The organism is Aggregatibacter kilianii, from assembly GCF_003129965.1.
Lineage (GTDB): Bacteria > Pseudomonadota > Gammaproteobacteria > Enterobacterales > Pasteurellaceae > Aggregatibacter > Aggregatibacter kilianii_A.
Map to the genome: position 1 here is coordinate 152,292 of NZ_NRCJ01000004.1, position 14,435 is coordinate 166,726.

Below are 14,435 nucleotides of genomic sequence, written 5' to 3' on the forward strand. Positions count from 1 at the left end.
AAAATATAACATTTTTGACTGGTTAAACCTCCGTGAAGCAAAAAAAAAAGTTCGGTCACAAAAAATAACGTTTTTTGAGCGTCAGCTATGCTGACGGCCCCGAAAGGGGCGAATAAATCACTTCGTGATTTATGAGTAATTTTTTCAGTGAATTTTAGGGTTAAAACATCACGGGTGAGCATATGCAATTAGACAAAATTATTGCGCAAAATATTGTAAAACGCGCCATGAATATTATCGGCTGTTCGGTGAATGTGATGGATCATCGCGGCGTGATTATTGCCTCCGGCAATCCTGCCCGCCTGAATCAGCTACACACCGGCGCGGTGTTGGCGTTACGTCAGAACAGAATCGTGGAAGTGGATGAAAAATTAGCGGAAAAATGGAATTTTGATGCACATCCCGGCATTAACGTACCGATTCAATATCTTGGCAATAATATCGGCGTAATCGGTATTTCCGGTGTGCCGGAGCAGGTGAAACCTTATGCCGAGTTAGTGAAAATGACGGCGGAATTAATTATTGAACAGCATATTTTATTGGAGAAAGAAAGCTGGAATCGGCGCTATAAAGAAGAATTCATTTTACAGTTGGTGAAAGGCAATTTATCGCCAACGGAAATGGAACAACAAGCTCGCTTTTTTTCTTTTGATTTAACCGTGCCGCGCGTGGTCATTATTATTAAGTTATTACAACCGAACACCGACGCGTTACAAAAATTGGTGGGGTATTTGGAACAACCGCAATTTGAGCAGGAGGTCGCGATTTTATCTCTGGATCAAATTATTATTTTGCAACCTTTTGCTATTTTTGCCCAATTCGCCAAGCAGTTAAAAAAATTATTACCGAAAGATTATGCGTTGCAGGATTACAAAATCGCCATCGGGGCACGCCTTGAGTCCCCTGTGGGCGAGCAGTTGCCGCTATCTTATCGCACGGCTTTAAGCACCTTGCAATATGGCTTGAAGCATTATCCGCGTAAAAACCTGTATGCTTTTGAACAATACCGATTGCCGGTATTGTTGGCGGGAATTGCCGACAGTTGGCAGGCGGAAGAGTTGTTAAAACCGTTAAAAACGTTATTTTCTGAAGAAAATGCCCTCCTGTTTAAAACATTGCAACAATATTTTTTGTCAAATTGTGATCTTGCTCTCACTGCGCAGAAATTGTTCATCCACCCTAATACATTGCGTTACCGCTTGGCGAAAATCGAGCAAATAACCGCATTGTCTTTCAATAAGATAGAAGATCGTTTTAGTCTTTATTTAAGCACGGTGCTGACGTAGTTTTTGTATTCGACTACAAAAAATTAGGTATTTTCTGCTGAAATTTTGTATTTTCTTATAAAGCAATTTTTTCGCTAAGGGCGAATAATCTCCCTTGTTGTTTGTATGGTGAAATTACAGGGGAGAAGAATATGACGACAGTCTCAGCCTTAGGTGCGATTATCGCACTTGCAGTGGCAATATTTCTGATTTTGAAAAAGGTGTCTCCGGCATACGGAATGTTAGCCGGGGCACTAATCGGCGGCTTGGTCGGCGGCGCCGATTTAGTGGAAACCGTGAATCTGATGATTGGCGGTGCGCAAGGGATTACCACGGCGGTTATGCGAATTCTTGCTGCCGGTGTGTTGGCGGGGGTGTTGATTGATTCCGGGGCGGCAAATGCCATTGCGGAAACCATCACCAATAAACTCGGCGAAGCCCGCGCTTTGCTGGCGTTGGCGCTGGCCACATTAATTCTCACTGCCGTCGGCGTGTTTGTTGATGTGGCGGTGATCACCGTTTTACCGATTGCCTTGGCTTTAGCGCGTCGTACCGGCTTATCCAAACCGGCGATTTTGCTGGCGATGATCGGTGGCGGTAAAGCGGGTAACATTATATCGCCGAATCCCAATGCCATTGCCGCTTCCGATACTTTCCACCTGCCGTTAACTTCTGTCATGATGGCGGGCATTATTCCGGCGATCTTCGGTTTAATTCTGACGTATTTCTTAGCCAAACGGTTGATCAATAAAGGCGCAAAAGTGTCTTCGGAAGAGGTGATTGTGGTGGAAAAACATGATCTGCCGCATTTCGCTACGGCGATGATTGCGCCGCTCTGTGCGATTTTACTGCTAGCCTTACGTCCGTTATTTGATATTAAAGTGGATCCGTTGATTGCCTTACCGGTAGGCGGCTTGGTAGGCGCGTTATGTATGGGCAAAATTTGTCATGCCAATAGCTATGCTATCAGCGGGTTAGGCAAAATGGCGCCGGTCGCCATTATGTTGCTCGGCACGGGCGCATTGGCGGGCATTATCGCCAATTCAGGCTTAAAAGATGTGTTAATTCAGGGCTTGGAACATTCCGGTTTGCCGGCTTATATTTTAGCGCCGATTTCCGGGGCGTTAATGTCTTTGGCGACGGCATCCACCACAGCAGGCACGGCGGTAGCCTCCAACGTGTTTAGTGGTACGCTATTGGAATTAGGCGTGAGCGGCTTAGCGGCGGCAGCTATGATTCACGCCGGGGCGACGGTATTCGACCACATGCCGCACGGTTCCTTCTTCCATGCCACCGGCGGTAGCGTGAACATGGATATTAAAGAGCGGTTGAAACTGATTCCTTATGAAAGTGCGGTCGGTTTAATTATGACAATTGTTTCTACCTTAATTTTCGGTGTGTTTAATTGGTCCTAGGAGGTCGCTATGAAAATCGTTATTGCTCCCGATTCATTCAAAGAAAGTTTAACCGCCTTAGAAGTGGCAAGTGCTATTGAAACCGGCTTTAAACGTGTTTTTCCGGATGCGGAATATGTCAAATTGCCAATGGCGGACGGCGGCGAAGGCACAGTGCAATCCTTGGTGGACGCTACCGGCGGTAAATTGGTGGAATATGATGTAGTGGCGCCGTTGGGAAATGCCGTGCAAAGTTTCTTCGGGCTATCGGGCGACGGCAAAACTGCCATCATCGAAATGGCGGCGGCATCCGGCTTGCATTTGGTCGACCCGGAACAGCGTAATCCGCTCAACACCACAAGTTACGGCACCGGCGAATTAATTAAACATGCTTTGGATCTTGGCGTACAACATATTATTTTAGGCATCGGTGGCAGTGCGACGAACGACGGCGGCGTCGGTATGTTGCAGGCGCTCGGCATTCGTTTTCTTGATGCACAACAGCAAGAAATCGGATACGGCGGCGCGCAGTTGGCAAACATTGCGCAAATTGAGATGACGAATTTGGATCCCCGTCTGGCGCAGGTTCACATTGAAGTGGCGTGCGATGTGAATAACCCGTTGTGCGGTGAACGTGGTGCATCGGCGATTTTTGGTCCGCAAAAGGGCGCGACGCCGGACATGGTGGCGCAGTTAGATGCAGCACTGGCACATTTCGCCGAGATTGCGCAGCGCGATTGCGGCAAAAATATTAAAGATCAAGCGGGTGCCGGTGCGGCAGGCGGTATGGGCGGCGGCTTGTTGCTATTGCCGAAGGTGGAGCTGAAAGCCGGCGTTCAAATCGTGTTGGATAATTTGCAGTTGGCGGACAAAGTACAGGATGCCGATTTGGTGATTACCGGCGAAGGGCGTATGGATGCGCAAAGTATTCTCGGCAAAACCCCGATTGGCGTGGCGCGTACCGCGAAGCAATTTAATAAGCCGGTGATTGCCATTGTGGGCTGTTTACGTGAGGACTACGAAGTGGTGTACGAACATGGCATTGATGTGGTATTTCCGATTATTCGTCAGTTGGCTCCGTTACCTGAAATCCTGAAACAGGGCGGTGAAAATCTGGTGTCCACCGCACAAAATATTGCGCGTTTGTTAGCTTTACAGGGAAAAATGTAAACCGAGGCGCTAAAAGTGCGGTGGTTTTTTCAGATAAATTTACGGCTTATCCAATGATAAGCCGTTTTCTTTTATTCTTCTAAAATCACTTTGCCGATGTAACCCAGATTGCGGTGTTGTTGCGCATAATCAATGCCGTAACCCACTACGAATTCGTCAGGAATGGTAAAGCCAACCCAATCCACCGGCACTTGCACTTCACGGCGTGACGGTTTATCCAACAGGGTGCAAATGGCTAACGAGGCGGGCTCGCGTAAATTCAGAATCTCGCGCACTTTTTCCAAGGTATAACCCGTGTCGATAATGTCCTCCACAATCAGCACATCTTTGCCTTTGATGTCGCCGTCCAAGTCTTTGCTGATACGCACATCATGATTGGTGGTCATGCCGCTGCCATAGCTGGAAGTGGTCATAAATTCAATTTCCACCGGCAAACGCAATTCACGCACCAAATCCGCCATAAACATAAAAGAACCGCGCAATAAGCCCACCACAATCAGGCGGTTAACGTTTTTGTGTTGATAAAATGCGGTGATTTCTTTGCTGAGTTCGGCAATGCGGGAGCGGACTTCTTGTTCGGAAATCAGTATATCGACGTGGTGTTTTTTCATTTGAGAGTTACCTTCAGCGGATAATGAGGGCGCTATTCTAACAAAAAAAAGACTGAAGTTTAAACTTCAGTCTTTTCAAATACCCTAACGAATTTACTTTCTACTCTACCTGTTTGGAGTACTATGCAGACTTCCAATGACTACCATTCATCTTCATTGCAATACTTAACAGATGTGGCTTATGTTAGCAGAGTTTTTATTTCTGTCAATAAGAATTATTATCATTTTCTTAAAAATATTTTAATTCCCGGAAATTTTCATATTTTCCAATAAGATGGAGCCTGTCTGAATGTTGGAACGATGTTCAATATCGTCCCCGACGGCAACGATATTGCGCAACATTTCAGGCAGTTGTCCTGCGATCGTGATTTCCGCTACAGGATATTGAATCTCGCCGTTTTCCACCCAGAAGCCTGCCGCCCCTCGTGAATAATCGCCGGTGACCATGTTTACGCCTTGTCCCATCACTTCGGTCACCAGCAAGCCGCGATCCATTTGGCGCAAAAGTGCGGTCAGTTTTCCTGATGAATTTGCTTTTACCAACCAGTTATGAATGCCGCCCGCGTGCCCATTACTTTGCATACCGAGCTTGCGTCCGCTGTAACCGGTGAGCAAATAGGTTTGTAAAATGCCGTTGCGGATAATGTCCATATCCTGCGTTCTGACGCCTTCGCTATCAAAAGGTGTGGACGCTAACTGACCGAGCAAATGCGGACGTTCAACGATGTCAAACCAATCGGGCAACACTTGCTTGCCTAAATGATCTAATAAGAAACTGGCTTTGCGGTATAAACTGCCGCCGCTAATGGCTGCCGCCAAATGACCGATTAAGCCTGTCGCCACATCATTTAAAAAAATCACCGGCGCTTCTTGAGTGGCGAGCTTTTGCGGTTGCAAACGGGCAATGGCTTTTTGCGCGGCATTCTCACCAACCCATTGTGGTTGCGCTAATTGGGCAATATCCCGTGCAACGGTGTATTCGTAATCCCGTTCCAGTTGCTCCTGATGGGCGGCAATGATTGAACAAGAAAGGGAATAACGGCTGGATAAATAACTTTGCAGCATACCGTAGCTGTTGCCGTAAACGCGCACGCCGGTGTGCGCGTTGAAAGAAGCACCTTCGCTGTTAACGATACGCTCATCGTGGTCTAGTGCAGCCTTTTCTGTTTCCAAAGCAAGTTGTAGCGCCTTATCCACGTCAATGTCGGCGGCGTGATATAAATCCAAATTCGGTGCATCAAACGCCATTAAATCTCTATCCGCCAAGCCTGCGCAATCGTCGGGCGAGGTATATTTGGCGATAGAGAGCGCTGCTTCCACGGTGCTTCTGATGGCTTCCGGCGTTAAATCGGAGGTGGAGGCGTTGCCTTTTTGTTGCCCTAAATATACGGAAATGCCGAGTGCGCCGTCGTTGTTAAATTCAACGTTTTCGATTTCCTGCAAACGGGTGGAGACGGACAAACCGCCGGATTTGGTGACGCCCACTTCGGCGCTGGCGCCCGCTTTTTGGGCAATGTCAATGGCGAGACTCACGGCATCGCGCAGTTGTTGTTCCTGTTGGCGTAAAAGTGCGGTGGAATGTTCAAGTGTTTTTTGTTGCATTGTGGTTTTCTCAATGGGGCATTTTCGGCAATTTTAGCCTATTTTTCTTTTTAAGGCGAACCGTAGATTCTGTGCTAAAATGCACCGCACTTTTTAGCAGAACAACGGAAAAGAATATGGCAAAACGCAAAAAAGACGATTTTGACTGGCAGGATGAAGAGCAGGAAGAGATTATTTGGGTCAGCAAAAGCGAAATTAAACGGGATGCGGACGCATTAAAAAAACTGGGCGAAAAACTGGTTGAACTGACCAAAGCTAAATTAGATAAAATTCCTTTGGAAGAATCGTTATTGGAAGCGGTAAATTTGGCGCAGCGCCTGCAAAAAGAAGCGCGTCGTCGTCAGTTGCAGTATATTGGTAAATTATTGCGCGGCATGGACGTAGAACCGATTCAGGACGCTTTGGATAAACTGGAAAACAAACATTTGCAGCAACAAGCGATGTTGCACAAACTGGAATTATTGCGCGATGAGCTTGTGGCAAACGGTGATAACGCATTAACACATTTTTTAACGGATTATCCGCATGCCGACCGGCAACATTTGCGTAATTTGATTCGTGCCGCCAATAAGGAAAAAGAACAAAATAAACCGGCAAAAGCCTATCGCGAGATTTTTCAGTATTTGAAGGAAATCGTGTTGGAAGATTAAGAAAAGTCTAAATATTTAGCCCCTTAATAAGCCATTTATTAAGGGGCTGTTTTTTATGGCAGGATTAATTTAGCCAGAATAAATAGCCGACAGTGGCGATTACAAAGATACAAACGATATTCAGGATAAAGCCTGCTTTTACCATTTCACTTTGTTTCACTTCACCCGTACCGAACACAATGGCATTCGGCGGTGTAGCTACCGGCAACATGAAGGCACAAGATGCGCCTAAGCCGATAATCAAGGCTAAACCGATTTCCGGCATACCGAGAGATTGTGCGATAGAGATGAAAATCGGCACTAACAAAGCCGCACTGGCGGTGTTGGAGGTGAATTCCGTTAAGAAAATAATAAACGCGGCGACCAATAACCCGATGAGGTAGAAATGTCCGCCTTCAATGAGGAACACAATACCGTCCGCCAAGATTTTACTTGCACCGGAATTTTTGAGTACCGCACTTAAGGTCAAACCGCCACCAAACAGCATTAATACGCCCCAGTCGGTGTTGTCTTGGATTTGTTTCCAGTTGGCGACGCCGGTCACGCAAATGATCACGGCGGCGGCTAAGGCGATGACACTGTCAAAACTGCCGATTTTACCGGTTAAACCCAATGCGCCTGAAAGCATCGGATTGATTTGGCTGCTGAAAACCCAGCTTAAGGCGATAAAGACGAAAATCCCTAAGGTAATCCAGCGTTGTTTGTTCATTTCCACTTTTTCGAATTGTTGTTCAAAACGAATATTCAATTTTGGTTTGAACACAATATAAAGTGTTCCGATCATGATTGGCATTAAGATAATCATGATAGGCAAGCCGTACCACAACCAATCGGCAAAAGTTAGGTGCAACTGGGTTGCTACAATGTTGTTCGGCGGGCTGCCCACTAAGGTTCCCATGCCGCCGATACTGGCACTATAGGCAATCCCCAACAGCACGAAAACATAGGTGTTGTGCTGTTCTTTACGATCCAAACGGCTTAACACCCCCATGGCAAGCGGTAACATCATCGCGGCGGTCGCCGTATTACTCACCCACATGGACAAGAAAGCCGTCACAGAAAATAAATAAATCACCGCGACAAACAGATTACCTTTTGCCAATGCCATGATTTTATTGGCGATCATTTTATCCAGTTGCTGAATATGCAATGCTGTAGCTAAGGCAAATCCGCCGAAGAACAAGAAAATATTCGGATCGGCGAAGGTGGCGAGCGCAGTGCTCGTGTTCACCAATCCCAAGAAAATCGCGAGAAGCGGAACGATTAAGGCGGTGATGGTGACGTGTAGAGCTTCCGTTAACCATAAAATGGCGACTAAAGCTAATAATGCCAACCCACTATTGGCGTTTCTGTCGAATGGCAGCGTGTAGAGTAAGATAAAAAATAGAATGACGGCAACAATAAAGATAATTGCACTCCTATTGGTCTTACTTTGATTTTGAGTTGTGTCGCTCATAATGTTTATTCCTATAAAAAATCAAAGATCAACATATTGTTCAACGCAAACAATATGGCGAAAAGTTAGCACTTTGTTAATAAAAAGCAACGGTTTTTTTATGGATTTGTGACCTTGCGCAAAAAAAGTGCGGTGAAAATTTTTGATATTTTCACCGCACTTTTAAACAAGACGTTAAATTTCAGGGTTATTCCTGTTCGAAGTCTTCTAAATCTAAGGCTTCTTGCGACAGGATAATCCCGGTTAAATCCGCATAGACAAAATCTTCCGGGAAGAACGTAACACCGCCGAAGTTTACCGGAATGTCCGTTTCGCCTTGGTTGGAACCGTCCGCGCCTACCGGAATCGGTGCTAACGCGTGAATCCCGATGTCGATATTTTCCAATTGCTGAATTTGACGCACCGCACCGTAAACGATAATACCTTCCCAGTTGTTGTCTGCCGCCAATTGCGCCAGTTCGGCGTCGATTAAAGCGCGGCGCACCGCACCACCGCCGTCCACCAATAGCACCCGACCTTCGCCGTTTTCTTCCAAAATTTCAGCAATCAATCCGTTGTTTTCAAAGCATTTCACGGTGGTGACTTTGCCGTAGAAAGTGCTCAGTCCGCCGAAACTGGAGAAAATAGGCTCGACAACATCCACTTGGTCGAGATAAATATCGCAAAGTTCAGAAGTATCAATGTACATAAGAAACCCTATTTTTAAAATGAATACTGCGGGCTAGTATAGTCCGTTTATCAACCCAGAAGCAAGCCAAAACTAAATAGCCCGTTGATAAGTAACGCCAATAGCGACATTTGCGCCAACATCGGACGTAACGCCGTCGGTTCTTTGTGGGTGAAGACAAACAGCGCGTGTTTCAATAACAGCGGGTAAGTCAGCAAAAAGGCAAAACTCAGTGGATTACGTAAGTTCATGGCGGCGAATAAGAGATAAAACAACGCGGCGACGGCAAGCAGCAGGCAATGATAAACTCGTCCGTTATGGGCGCCCAAACGGACTGCAAGGGTGTTTTTGCCGGCTTTACGATCTTGTTCAATATCACGTAAGTTATTGATATTTAATACTGCAGTGGCTAACAGGCCGCTGGCGATAGCGGGCAGTAAAATGACGGTCGAAAAGGTATGTACCTGTAAATAATAGGTTCCGCCTACACCCAGTAAGCCGAAGAAAATCAATACCGAAATATCACCTAACCCCAAATAACCGTAAGGCTTGCTGCCCACGGTGTAAGTGATGGCGGCGATAATGGCAAGCACGCCGAGCACGGAAAAGGCGATTAAATCGCTTAAGTTTTGATATGCCGTACCGATTAACATCGCGCCGCACACAAAACTTAAGCCAATCATGACATACAGCCCTTTTTTCAGCTGTGTCGCGGAAATCGCTCCCTGTTGAATGCCGCGCAACGGGCCGATACGCTCGGCAGTGTCGGAGCCTTTTTGATGATCGCCGTAATCATTGGCGAAGTTGGAAAGAATTTGCAGAAATAACGTGGTGAGTAAGCACAGCAGCGTAACGCCCCAATGGAGGCTTCCCGCCCAATAGGCAAGCGCCGAGCCGGTGAGAATGGTCGCCAAGGCTAACGGCAGGGTTTTTGGACGCGCCGTTTCAATCCACATTTTTATGGTATTTTTTGTCATAATTTCCACATTAACAACGAAAAAACGCGATTTTTCACCGCACTTTTAGCTAAAATAGTGCGCTATTCTACAAGGTTATTCAGCAGATTTTAACTGTTTTAAGGAAAATATGTCCGATTCTCTCACATTGCAGCCCGTCGCCGTTATTCATACGCCTTACAAAGAAAAATTTTCAGTGCCGCGCCAGCCGAATTTGGTGCAGGACGGCACCGGTATCGTCGAATTATTGCCGCCTTATAACCAAGCGGAAGCCGTACGCGGATTGGAACAATTCAGTCATCTTTGGCTGATTTTTCAATTCGACCAAATCCCGCAAGGCAAATGGCACCCCACCGTACGCCCGCCGCGTTTAGGCGGAAATCAACGCGTGGGCGTGTTTGCCTCCCGTTCTACCCACCGCCCGAATCCGCTTGGTTTATCCAAAGTGGAATTGCGCCAAGTGGAATGCAAAAACGGCAAAATCTTGCTACACCTTGGATCCGTGGATTTGGTGGACGGCACGCCGATTCTCGACATCAAGCCTTATCTCGCCTATGCCGACAGCGAACCCGACGCCCTTTCCGGCTTCGCACAAACCGAGCCGAAACCTTTATTGCAGGTAGAATTTACGCCGGAAGCGGAAAGTGCGGTCAAAAAACACAGCGAAAATCGACCGCACTTACAACGTTTCATCATCCAAGTCATCCAACAAGACCCCCGCCCCGCCTACCAACAAGGCAAAACCACAGAACGCATTTACGGCATTTCGTTGTATGAATTTAACGTGCGATGGCGGATTAAGCCGGGGACGACGGATGTGGCGGAGGTGATGAGTCTGTCGGTTTAATTGATTCACTTTTTGACTAAATTGCTTTATTCTGTGTATTACATTTTGCATTACATTAAAGGAGCTACTCATGGCAACATTAAATGTTCGTTTAGATAATGAGTTAAAACAACAGGCTTATGCCGTATTAGAGCAATTAAATATTTCACCAAGTGAGGCAATTCGTCTTTATTTTCAATATATTACGGAAAATCACAGTTTGCCGATAAAATCTGTTGTCGTCACGGATGAAGAGCAAGAATTACTAGAAACCGTGCGCTATCGTTTAGCTAATCCGCAAAAGGGAATCAAGGTTAGCTTAGATGATCTATGAATTAGAATTTGACCCGCGAGCGTTAAAAGAATGGCATAAATTAGATGAGACGGTTCGTCATCAATTTAAGAAAAAATTGGCAGAAGTGCTTGTTAATCCGGAAATCCCGGCAAATCGTCTAAGTGATTTTTCGAATTGTTACAAGATTAAGTTACGAAAACTGGGCTACCGCTTGGTTTACCAAGTACAACATGAGCGAATTATGGTTTTTGTTGTTGCGGTGGGAAAACGTGAACGGGCGGAAATTTATACAAAAGCAAAAGAGCGGATTGAATAAAAAGGGAGATTTATCTCCCTTTTTCCTTTTGTTGTCTTAACAACTTAACTCATCCGCAATCTCTTCCGCCTGTTTCAAAACAAACTCCACTGCGTTTTCCGCCTGATCCGGCGGGTATTTATATTTCTGCAAGGCACGGCGAACAAGCAATCTGATTCTTGCCCGCACGGCTTCCTTGTGTTGCCAGTCGATGCTCACCGATTTACGCAAAATATCGGTAATTTCTTTTGCCAATTTAGAAAGCACTTCATCGTTCATCAGTTCCTTCGCACTGTCGTTTTGCGAAAGAGCATCGTAGAACGCCAATTCTGCCGTGCTTAAGCCGAGTTTTTCGCCACGCGATAAGCGTTCGGAAAAATCCCGCCCCATTTGCACGAGGGCATCGAGAATTTCCACCACGCTCAAATTATGATTGTGATATTGCGTGAGGGCCTCTTGCAAGCGTTGCTCGAAATCTTTTTGTGCGGTCAGATTTCGGCTGGCTTTGGCTTTGATTTCCTGCTTCAAATAACGCTCCATCGCCAGCACCCACAGGCTTTTGGTCTCGCTGTTTTTAATCGCTTGCAAAAATTCGTCGGAAAGCAAATTAATCTGCGTCTGTCCTTTGCCCAATAAATCGAACAAATCAATCGTGCCTTCCGACACAATGCTTTGGTTAATCAAGGCTTTGAGCTGAATCAGGCGTTCGTTTGCGCCTTTGCCTTTTTGTTCACGTTTAGAAAGCACGGCGCGCGCAGCATCGTAAAACGCAATTTCTTGCTGGTATGGCTGGGCTTCTTTCAACGCACCGCACAAGGCGTAACCTTTTTTCAGGCTGCCGACGGTTTTCAAAAAGGCTTTTTTGCGCGGTTCAGGATCATCCGCATTATGCCAATGTTGATCGTGCGCTTTGCCTTCGTTAGGTAGTTGATCCAGCGTGGCGATATGGTTTGCCGCTGTCGCAATGGCTTTTAGCAATAACGCAGGTTCAGATTCTTGAATTGCCGTCTGAACCTCAAACGCTTTGCCTTCAATTGGTGTGGCAAATAAAGTGCGGACAAATTCCAGCTGTTCTTTCATTCTGAAGAACACGCTCTGCACATCTTCTGCCAGTTGCCCTTTGCCCGTGGAGTTGGTGTATTGCAGCGTGGCATCGCGCAACTCTTCCGCCAAACCCACATAATCCACAATCAGCCCGCCATTTTCGCGGCTTTTGTTTGCGAACACACGGTTCACGCGCGCAATCGCCTGCATCAGGTTATGCCCCTTCATCGGCTTGTCGAGATACATGGTGTTACAGCACGGCGCATCAAAACCCGTCAGCCACATATCGCGCACAATCACTACTTTCAGCGGATCGGCAGGGTCTTTAAAACGACGTTCCAGCGTTTGCTTTTCCTGCTTGCTGTAAACGTGTTTCTGTATTTCAGGCGCATCGCTTGCTGAACCTGTCATCACAATTTTTATCGCCCCTTCATTGATGCTGTCTGAATGCCATTCAGGGCGAAGAGCGATAATCTGATTGTACAAATCCACGCAAATTTGACGGCTGGAAACGACAATCATCGCCTTGCCATCTTGCTGCTCATTACGTTTTGCAAAATGCGCAACAAAATCGACCGCGAGATCGTGCAGCCGCGCTTCCGAACCGAGCAATTTTTCCCGCAGGCGTAATTTCGGGTTTTCTTCGCCTTCCAGCAACTCGTCAATTTCTGCAAATAATTCATCGTGATTGGCATTTTCCGCTAGTTTGATTTGGCGTGCTTCGTAAATAATCGGCACGGTTGCGCCGTCTTCCACCGCATCTTGCAAGTCATAAATGGAGACATACCGCCCAAACACATCTTGCGTATCGCGATCTTCAAGGCTGATTGGCGTACCCGTAAAACCAATAAAGGAGGCGTTCGGCAGGGCATCGCGCAAATGGCGGGCATAACCAGCTTGGAATTTGCCCTTGTGCAGTTTTTGCGTAAAGCCATATTGGGAGCGGTGGGCTTCATCGCTAATCACAATAATGTTGGAACGATTATTCAGCACAGGGAATTGGCTCTCTTCTTCATCTAAGCCGAATTTTTGAATGGTAGTGAAGAACACTCCGCCCGATTCCCGCTCGCTCAATAATTGGCGCAAGGCATCGCGATCTTCCACCTGCTGCGGCGTTTGCTTAATCAAGGCTTTGCCGCTGCTGAATGTTTGGAACAACTGACCGTCTAAATCGTTGCGGTCGGTAACGACTAAAATCGTCGGGTTTATTAATTCAGGTTGGGAAAGCAGTTTGCCCGCGTAAAACAACATCGAAATAGATTTGCCCGAACCCTGCGTGTGCCACATCACGCCGATGCGCTTGTCGCCCTGTTCGCTTGTGGCAAAAATGGTGGATTCCACCGCTTCATTTACGCCGTAATATTGATGATACGCCGCGATTTTCTTGATTAACGCACCGTTAGAAGCACGTTCAAACAGCACAAAATAACGCACATAATCCAGCAGTTTTTGCGGGGTGAGCAAACCATTGAGCAGATTTTGCAATTCATCACCAAAATCCAACCGCTTGCTTTGTGCCTTTTCGTCCACCACCTTCCACGGCGTAAAACGCTGAAAATCCGCCGAAAGCGAACCCAGCCGTGCATTCAAGCCATCGCTGATAATCAGTGTTTGGTTATAAACGAACAAATCGGCGATTTCATCTTTATAGGTCTGCAACTGATTGAATGCCTGCAACAAATCCGCCGATTCGCGCAGCGGATTTTTCAGCTCAAACACCACCAAAGGCAAACCGTTCACAAAGCCGATAATATCGGGAATCCGCTTGCCGCCTTTACGACTGCGAATTTCCAGCTGGTTCACCATCACAAAGCGATTGTTCGCCACATTCTCAAAATCCACCAAACGCGCCACATCAAATTTCTGCTCACCATTTTGCTGATATTCCACCTTCACGCCATCACGTAACAGCTGATAAAACGCCTGATTCCGCCCCACCAGATCGCCAATCTCCCCCTTGGTTACCGATTTAACGACAAAATCCACCGCACTTTCAGGCAGCTGCGGATTAAGCTTGCGCACCGCTTGGCGAAGCTGTTCCACAAACACCACCCCGCCCAAATCCCCACGGGCAAAATCGCCTTCGGAAACCGCGAGATCTTTGCCGTAGAAGTGTTGCCAGCCGAGTTTTTCAAGGCGGGAGAGAGTGAGTTGTTCAATATCATTTTCATTGATCATAGGTTTTCCTTTTGATTTGGGGCGGA

General features: G+C 46.7%; 13 protein-coding genes. 7 read left to right on the forward strand and 6 right to left on the reverse strand.

The window, feature by feature from the left end; translation table 11 throughout:
• Positions 1–182 precede the first annotated feature (182 nt).
• From DK430_RS04205 to DK430_RS04215, 3 genes are all read left to right on the forward strand, one after another.
• Positions 183–1,286, forward strand: coding sequence for a sugar diacid recognition domain-containing protein (locus DK430_RS04205; RefSeq protein ID WP_109077857.1), 1,104 nt, complete (start codon positions 183–185; stop codon positions 1,284–1,286).
• Positions 1,287–1,417: 131 nt separating this feature from the next.
• Positions 1,418–2,680: a GntP family permease gene (locus DK430_RS04210; protein WP_109077858.1), complete on the forward strand. Its 1,263-nt coding sequence runs from the start codon at positions 1,418–1,420 to the stop codon at positions 2,678–2,680.
• Positions 2,681–2,689: 9 nt separating this feature from the next.
• Positions 2,690–3,829, forward strand: coding sequence for a glycerate kinase (locus tag DK430_RS04215; protein ID WP_109077859.1), 1,140 nt, complete (start codon positions 2,690–2,692; stop codon positions 3,827–3,829).
• Positions 3,830–3,900: 71 nt separating this feature from the next.
• Here DK430_RS04215 and hpt read toward each other — a convergent pair whose 3' ends face one another.
• Both hpt and pmbA read right to left on the reverse strand, forming a co-directional pair.
• Entirely contained in the window at positions 3,901–4,440 is a 540-nt protein-coding gene (gene hpt / locus DK430_RS04220) for a hypoxanthine phosphoribosyltransferase (RefSeq protein ID WP_109077860.1), read from the reverse strand.
• A 240-nt stretch (positions 4,441–4,680) separates the two neighbouring features.
• Complete coding sequence (gene pmbA / locus DK430_RS04225; protein WP_109077861.1) at positions 4,681–6,042, reverse strand: metalloprotease PmbA; 1,362 nt, start codon at positions 6,040–6,042, stop codon at positions 4,681–4,683.
• A gap of 116 nt (positions 6,043–6,158) precedes the next feature.
• Here pmbA and yjgA point away from each other — a divergent pair, with 116 nt between their 5' ends.
• Positions 6,159–6,692 carry a ribosome biogenesis factor YjgA gene (yjgA, locus tag DK430_RS04230; protein ID WP_109077862.1) on the forward strand — a complete coding sequence of 178 codons (534 nt, stop codon included), beginning with the start codon at positions 6,159–6,161 and terminating at the stop codon, positions 6,690–6,692.
• Positions 6,693–6,756: 64 nt separating this feature from the next.
• Here the strand turns inward: yjgA and DK430_RS04235 are convergent, their stop codons facing one another.
• The 3 genes from DK430_RS04235 to DK430_RS04245 form a co-directional block, all read right to left on the reverse strand.
• Positions 6,757–8,148 carry a DASS family sodium-coupled anion symporter gene (locus tag DK430_RS04235; protein WP_109077863.1) on the reverse strand — a complete coding sequence of 464 codons (1,392 nt, stop codon included), beginning with the start codon at positions 8,146–8,148 and terminating at the stop codon, positions 6,757–6,759.
• 187 nt (positions 8,149–8,335) lie between these two features.
• Positions 8,336–8,836 (reverse strand): ribonuclease E activity regulator RraA, encoded by a 501-nt coding sequence (gene rraA, locus DK430_RS04240; protein WP_109077864.1) that lies wholly within the window; start codon positions 8,834–8,836, stop codon positions 8,336–8,338.
• Positions 8,837–8,886: 50 nt separating this feature from the next.
• Entirely contained in the window at positions 8,887–9,792 is a 906-nt protein-coding gene (locus DK430_RS04245) for a 1,4-dihydroxy-2-naphthoate polyprenyltransferase (RefSeq protein ID WP_109077865.1), read from the reverse strand.
• 109 nt (positions 9,793–9,901) lie between these two features.
• Between DK430_RS04245 and tsaA the strand changes: the two genes are divergently transcribed.
• From tsaA to DK430_RS04260, 3 genes are all read left to right on the forward strand, one after another.
• Entirely contained in the window at positions 9,902–10,618 is a 717-nt protein-coding gene (tsaA, locus tag DK430_RS04250; RefSeq protein WP_109077866.1) for a tRNA (N6-threonylcarbamoyladenosine(37)-N6)-methyltransferase TrmO, read from the forward strand.
• 70 nt (positions 10,619–10,688) lie between these two features.
• Positions 10,689–10,931, forward strand: a complete 243-nt coding sequence (locus tag DK430_RS04255; RefSeq protein ID WP_109077867.1) for a type II toxin-antitoxin system RelB/DinJ family antitoxin — start codon at positions 10,689–10,691, stop codon at positions 10,929–10,931.
• Complete coding sequence (locus DK430_RS04260) at positions 10,921–11,208, forward strand: type II toxin-antitoxin system RelE family toxin (protein WP_109077868.1); 288 nt, start codon at positions 10,921–10,923, stop codon at positions 11,206–11,208. The genes DK430_RS04255 and DK430_RS04260 overlap by 11 nt, the downstream gene beginning before the upstream one ends.
• Positions 11,209–11,244: 36 nt before the next feature.
• On the opposite strand, the gene DK430_RS04265 is transcribed toward DK430_RS04260, so the two are convergent.
• Positions 11,245–14,409, reverse strand: coding sequence for a type I restriction endonuclease subunit R (locus DK430_RS04265; protein ID WP_109077869.1), 3,165 nt, complete (start codon positions 14,407–14,409; stop codon positions 11,245–11,247).
• Between the last annotated feature and the right edge of the window lie 26 nt (positions 14,410–14,435).

Bases quoted from the DNA above. Each gene is read 5' to 3' on its own strand.
- DK430_RS04205 (WP_109077857.1), top strand. From the start codon at position 183: ATGCAATTAGACAAAATTATTGCGCAAAATATTGTAAAACGCGCCATG.
- DK430_RS04210 (WP_109077858.1), top strand. From the start codon at position 1,418: ATGACGACAGTCTCAGCCTTAGGTGCGATTATCGCACTTGCAGTGGCA.
- DK430_RS04215 (WP_109077859.1), top strand. From the start codon at position 2,690: ATGAAAATCGTTATTGCTCCCGATTCATTCAAAGAAAGTTTAACCGCC.
- hpt (WP_109077860.1), bottom strand. From the start codon at position 4,440: ATGAAAAAACACCACGTCGATATACTGATTTCCGAACAAGAAGTCCGC.
- pmbA (WP_109077861.1), bottom strand. From the start codon at position 6,042: ATGCAACAAAAAACACTTGAACATTCCACCGCACTTTTACGCCAACAG.
- yjgA (WP_109077862.1), top strand. From the start codon at position 6,159: ATGGCAAAACGCAAAAAAGACGATTTTGACTGGCAGGATGAAGAGCAG.
- DK430_RS04235 (WP_109077863.1), bottom strand. From the start codon at position 8,148: ATGAGCGACACAACTCAAAATCAAAGTAAGACCAATAGGAGTGCAATT.
- rraA (WP_109077864.1), bottom strand. From the start codon at position 8,836: ATGTACATTGATACTTCTGAACTTTGCGATATTTATCTCGACCAAGTG.
- DK430_RS04245 (WP_109077865.1), bottom strand. From the start codon at position 9,792: ATGACAAAAAATACCATAAAAATGTGGATTGAAACGGCGCGTCCAAAA.
- tsaA (WP_109077866.1), top strand. From the start codon at position 9,902: ATGTCCGATTCTCTCACATTGCAGCCCGTCGCCGTTATTCATACGCCT.
- DK430_RS04255 (WP_109077867.1), top strand. From the start codon at position 10,689: ATGGCAACATTAAATGTTCGTTTAGATAATGAGTTAAAACAACAGGCT.
- DK430_RS04260 (WP_109077868.1), top strand. From the start codon at position 10,921: ATGATCTATGAATTAGAATTTGACCCGCGAGCGTTAAAAGAATGGCAT.
- DK430_RS04265 (WP_109077869.1), bottom strand. From the start codon at position 14,409: ATGATCAATGAAAATGATATTGAACAACTCACTCTCTCCCGCCTTGAA.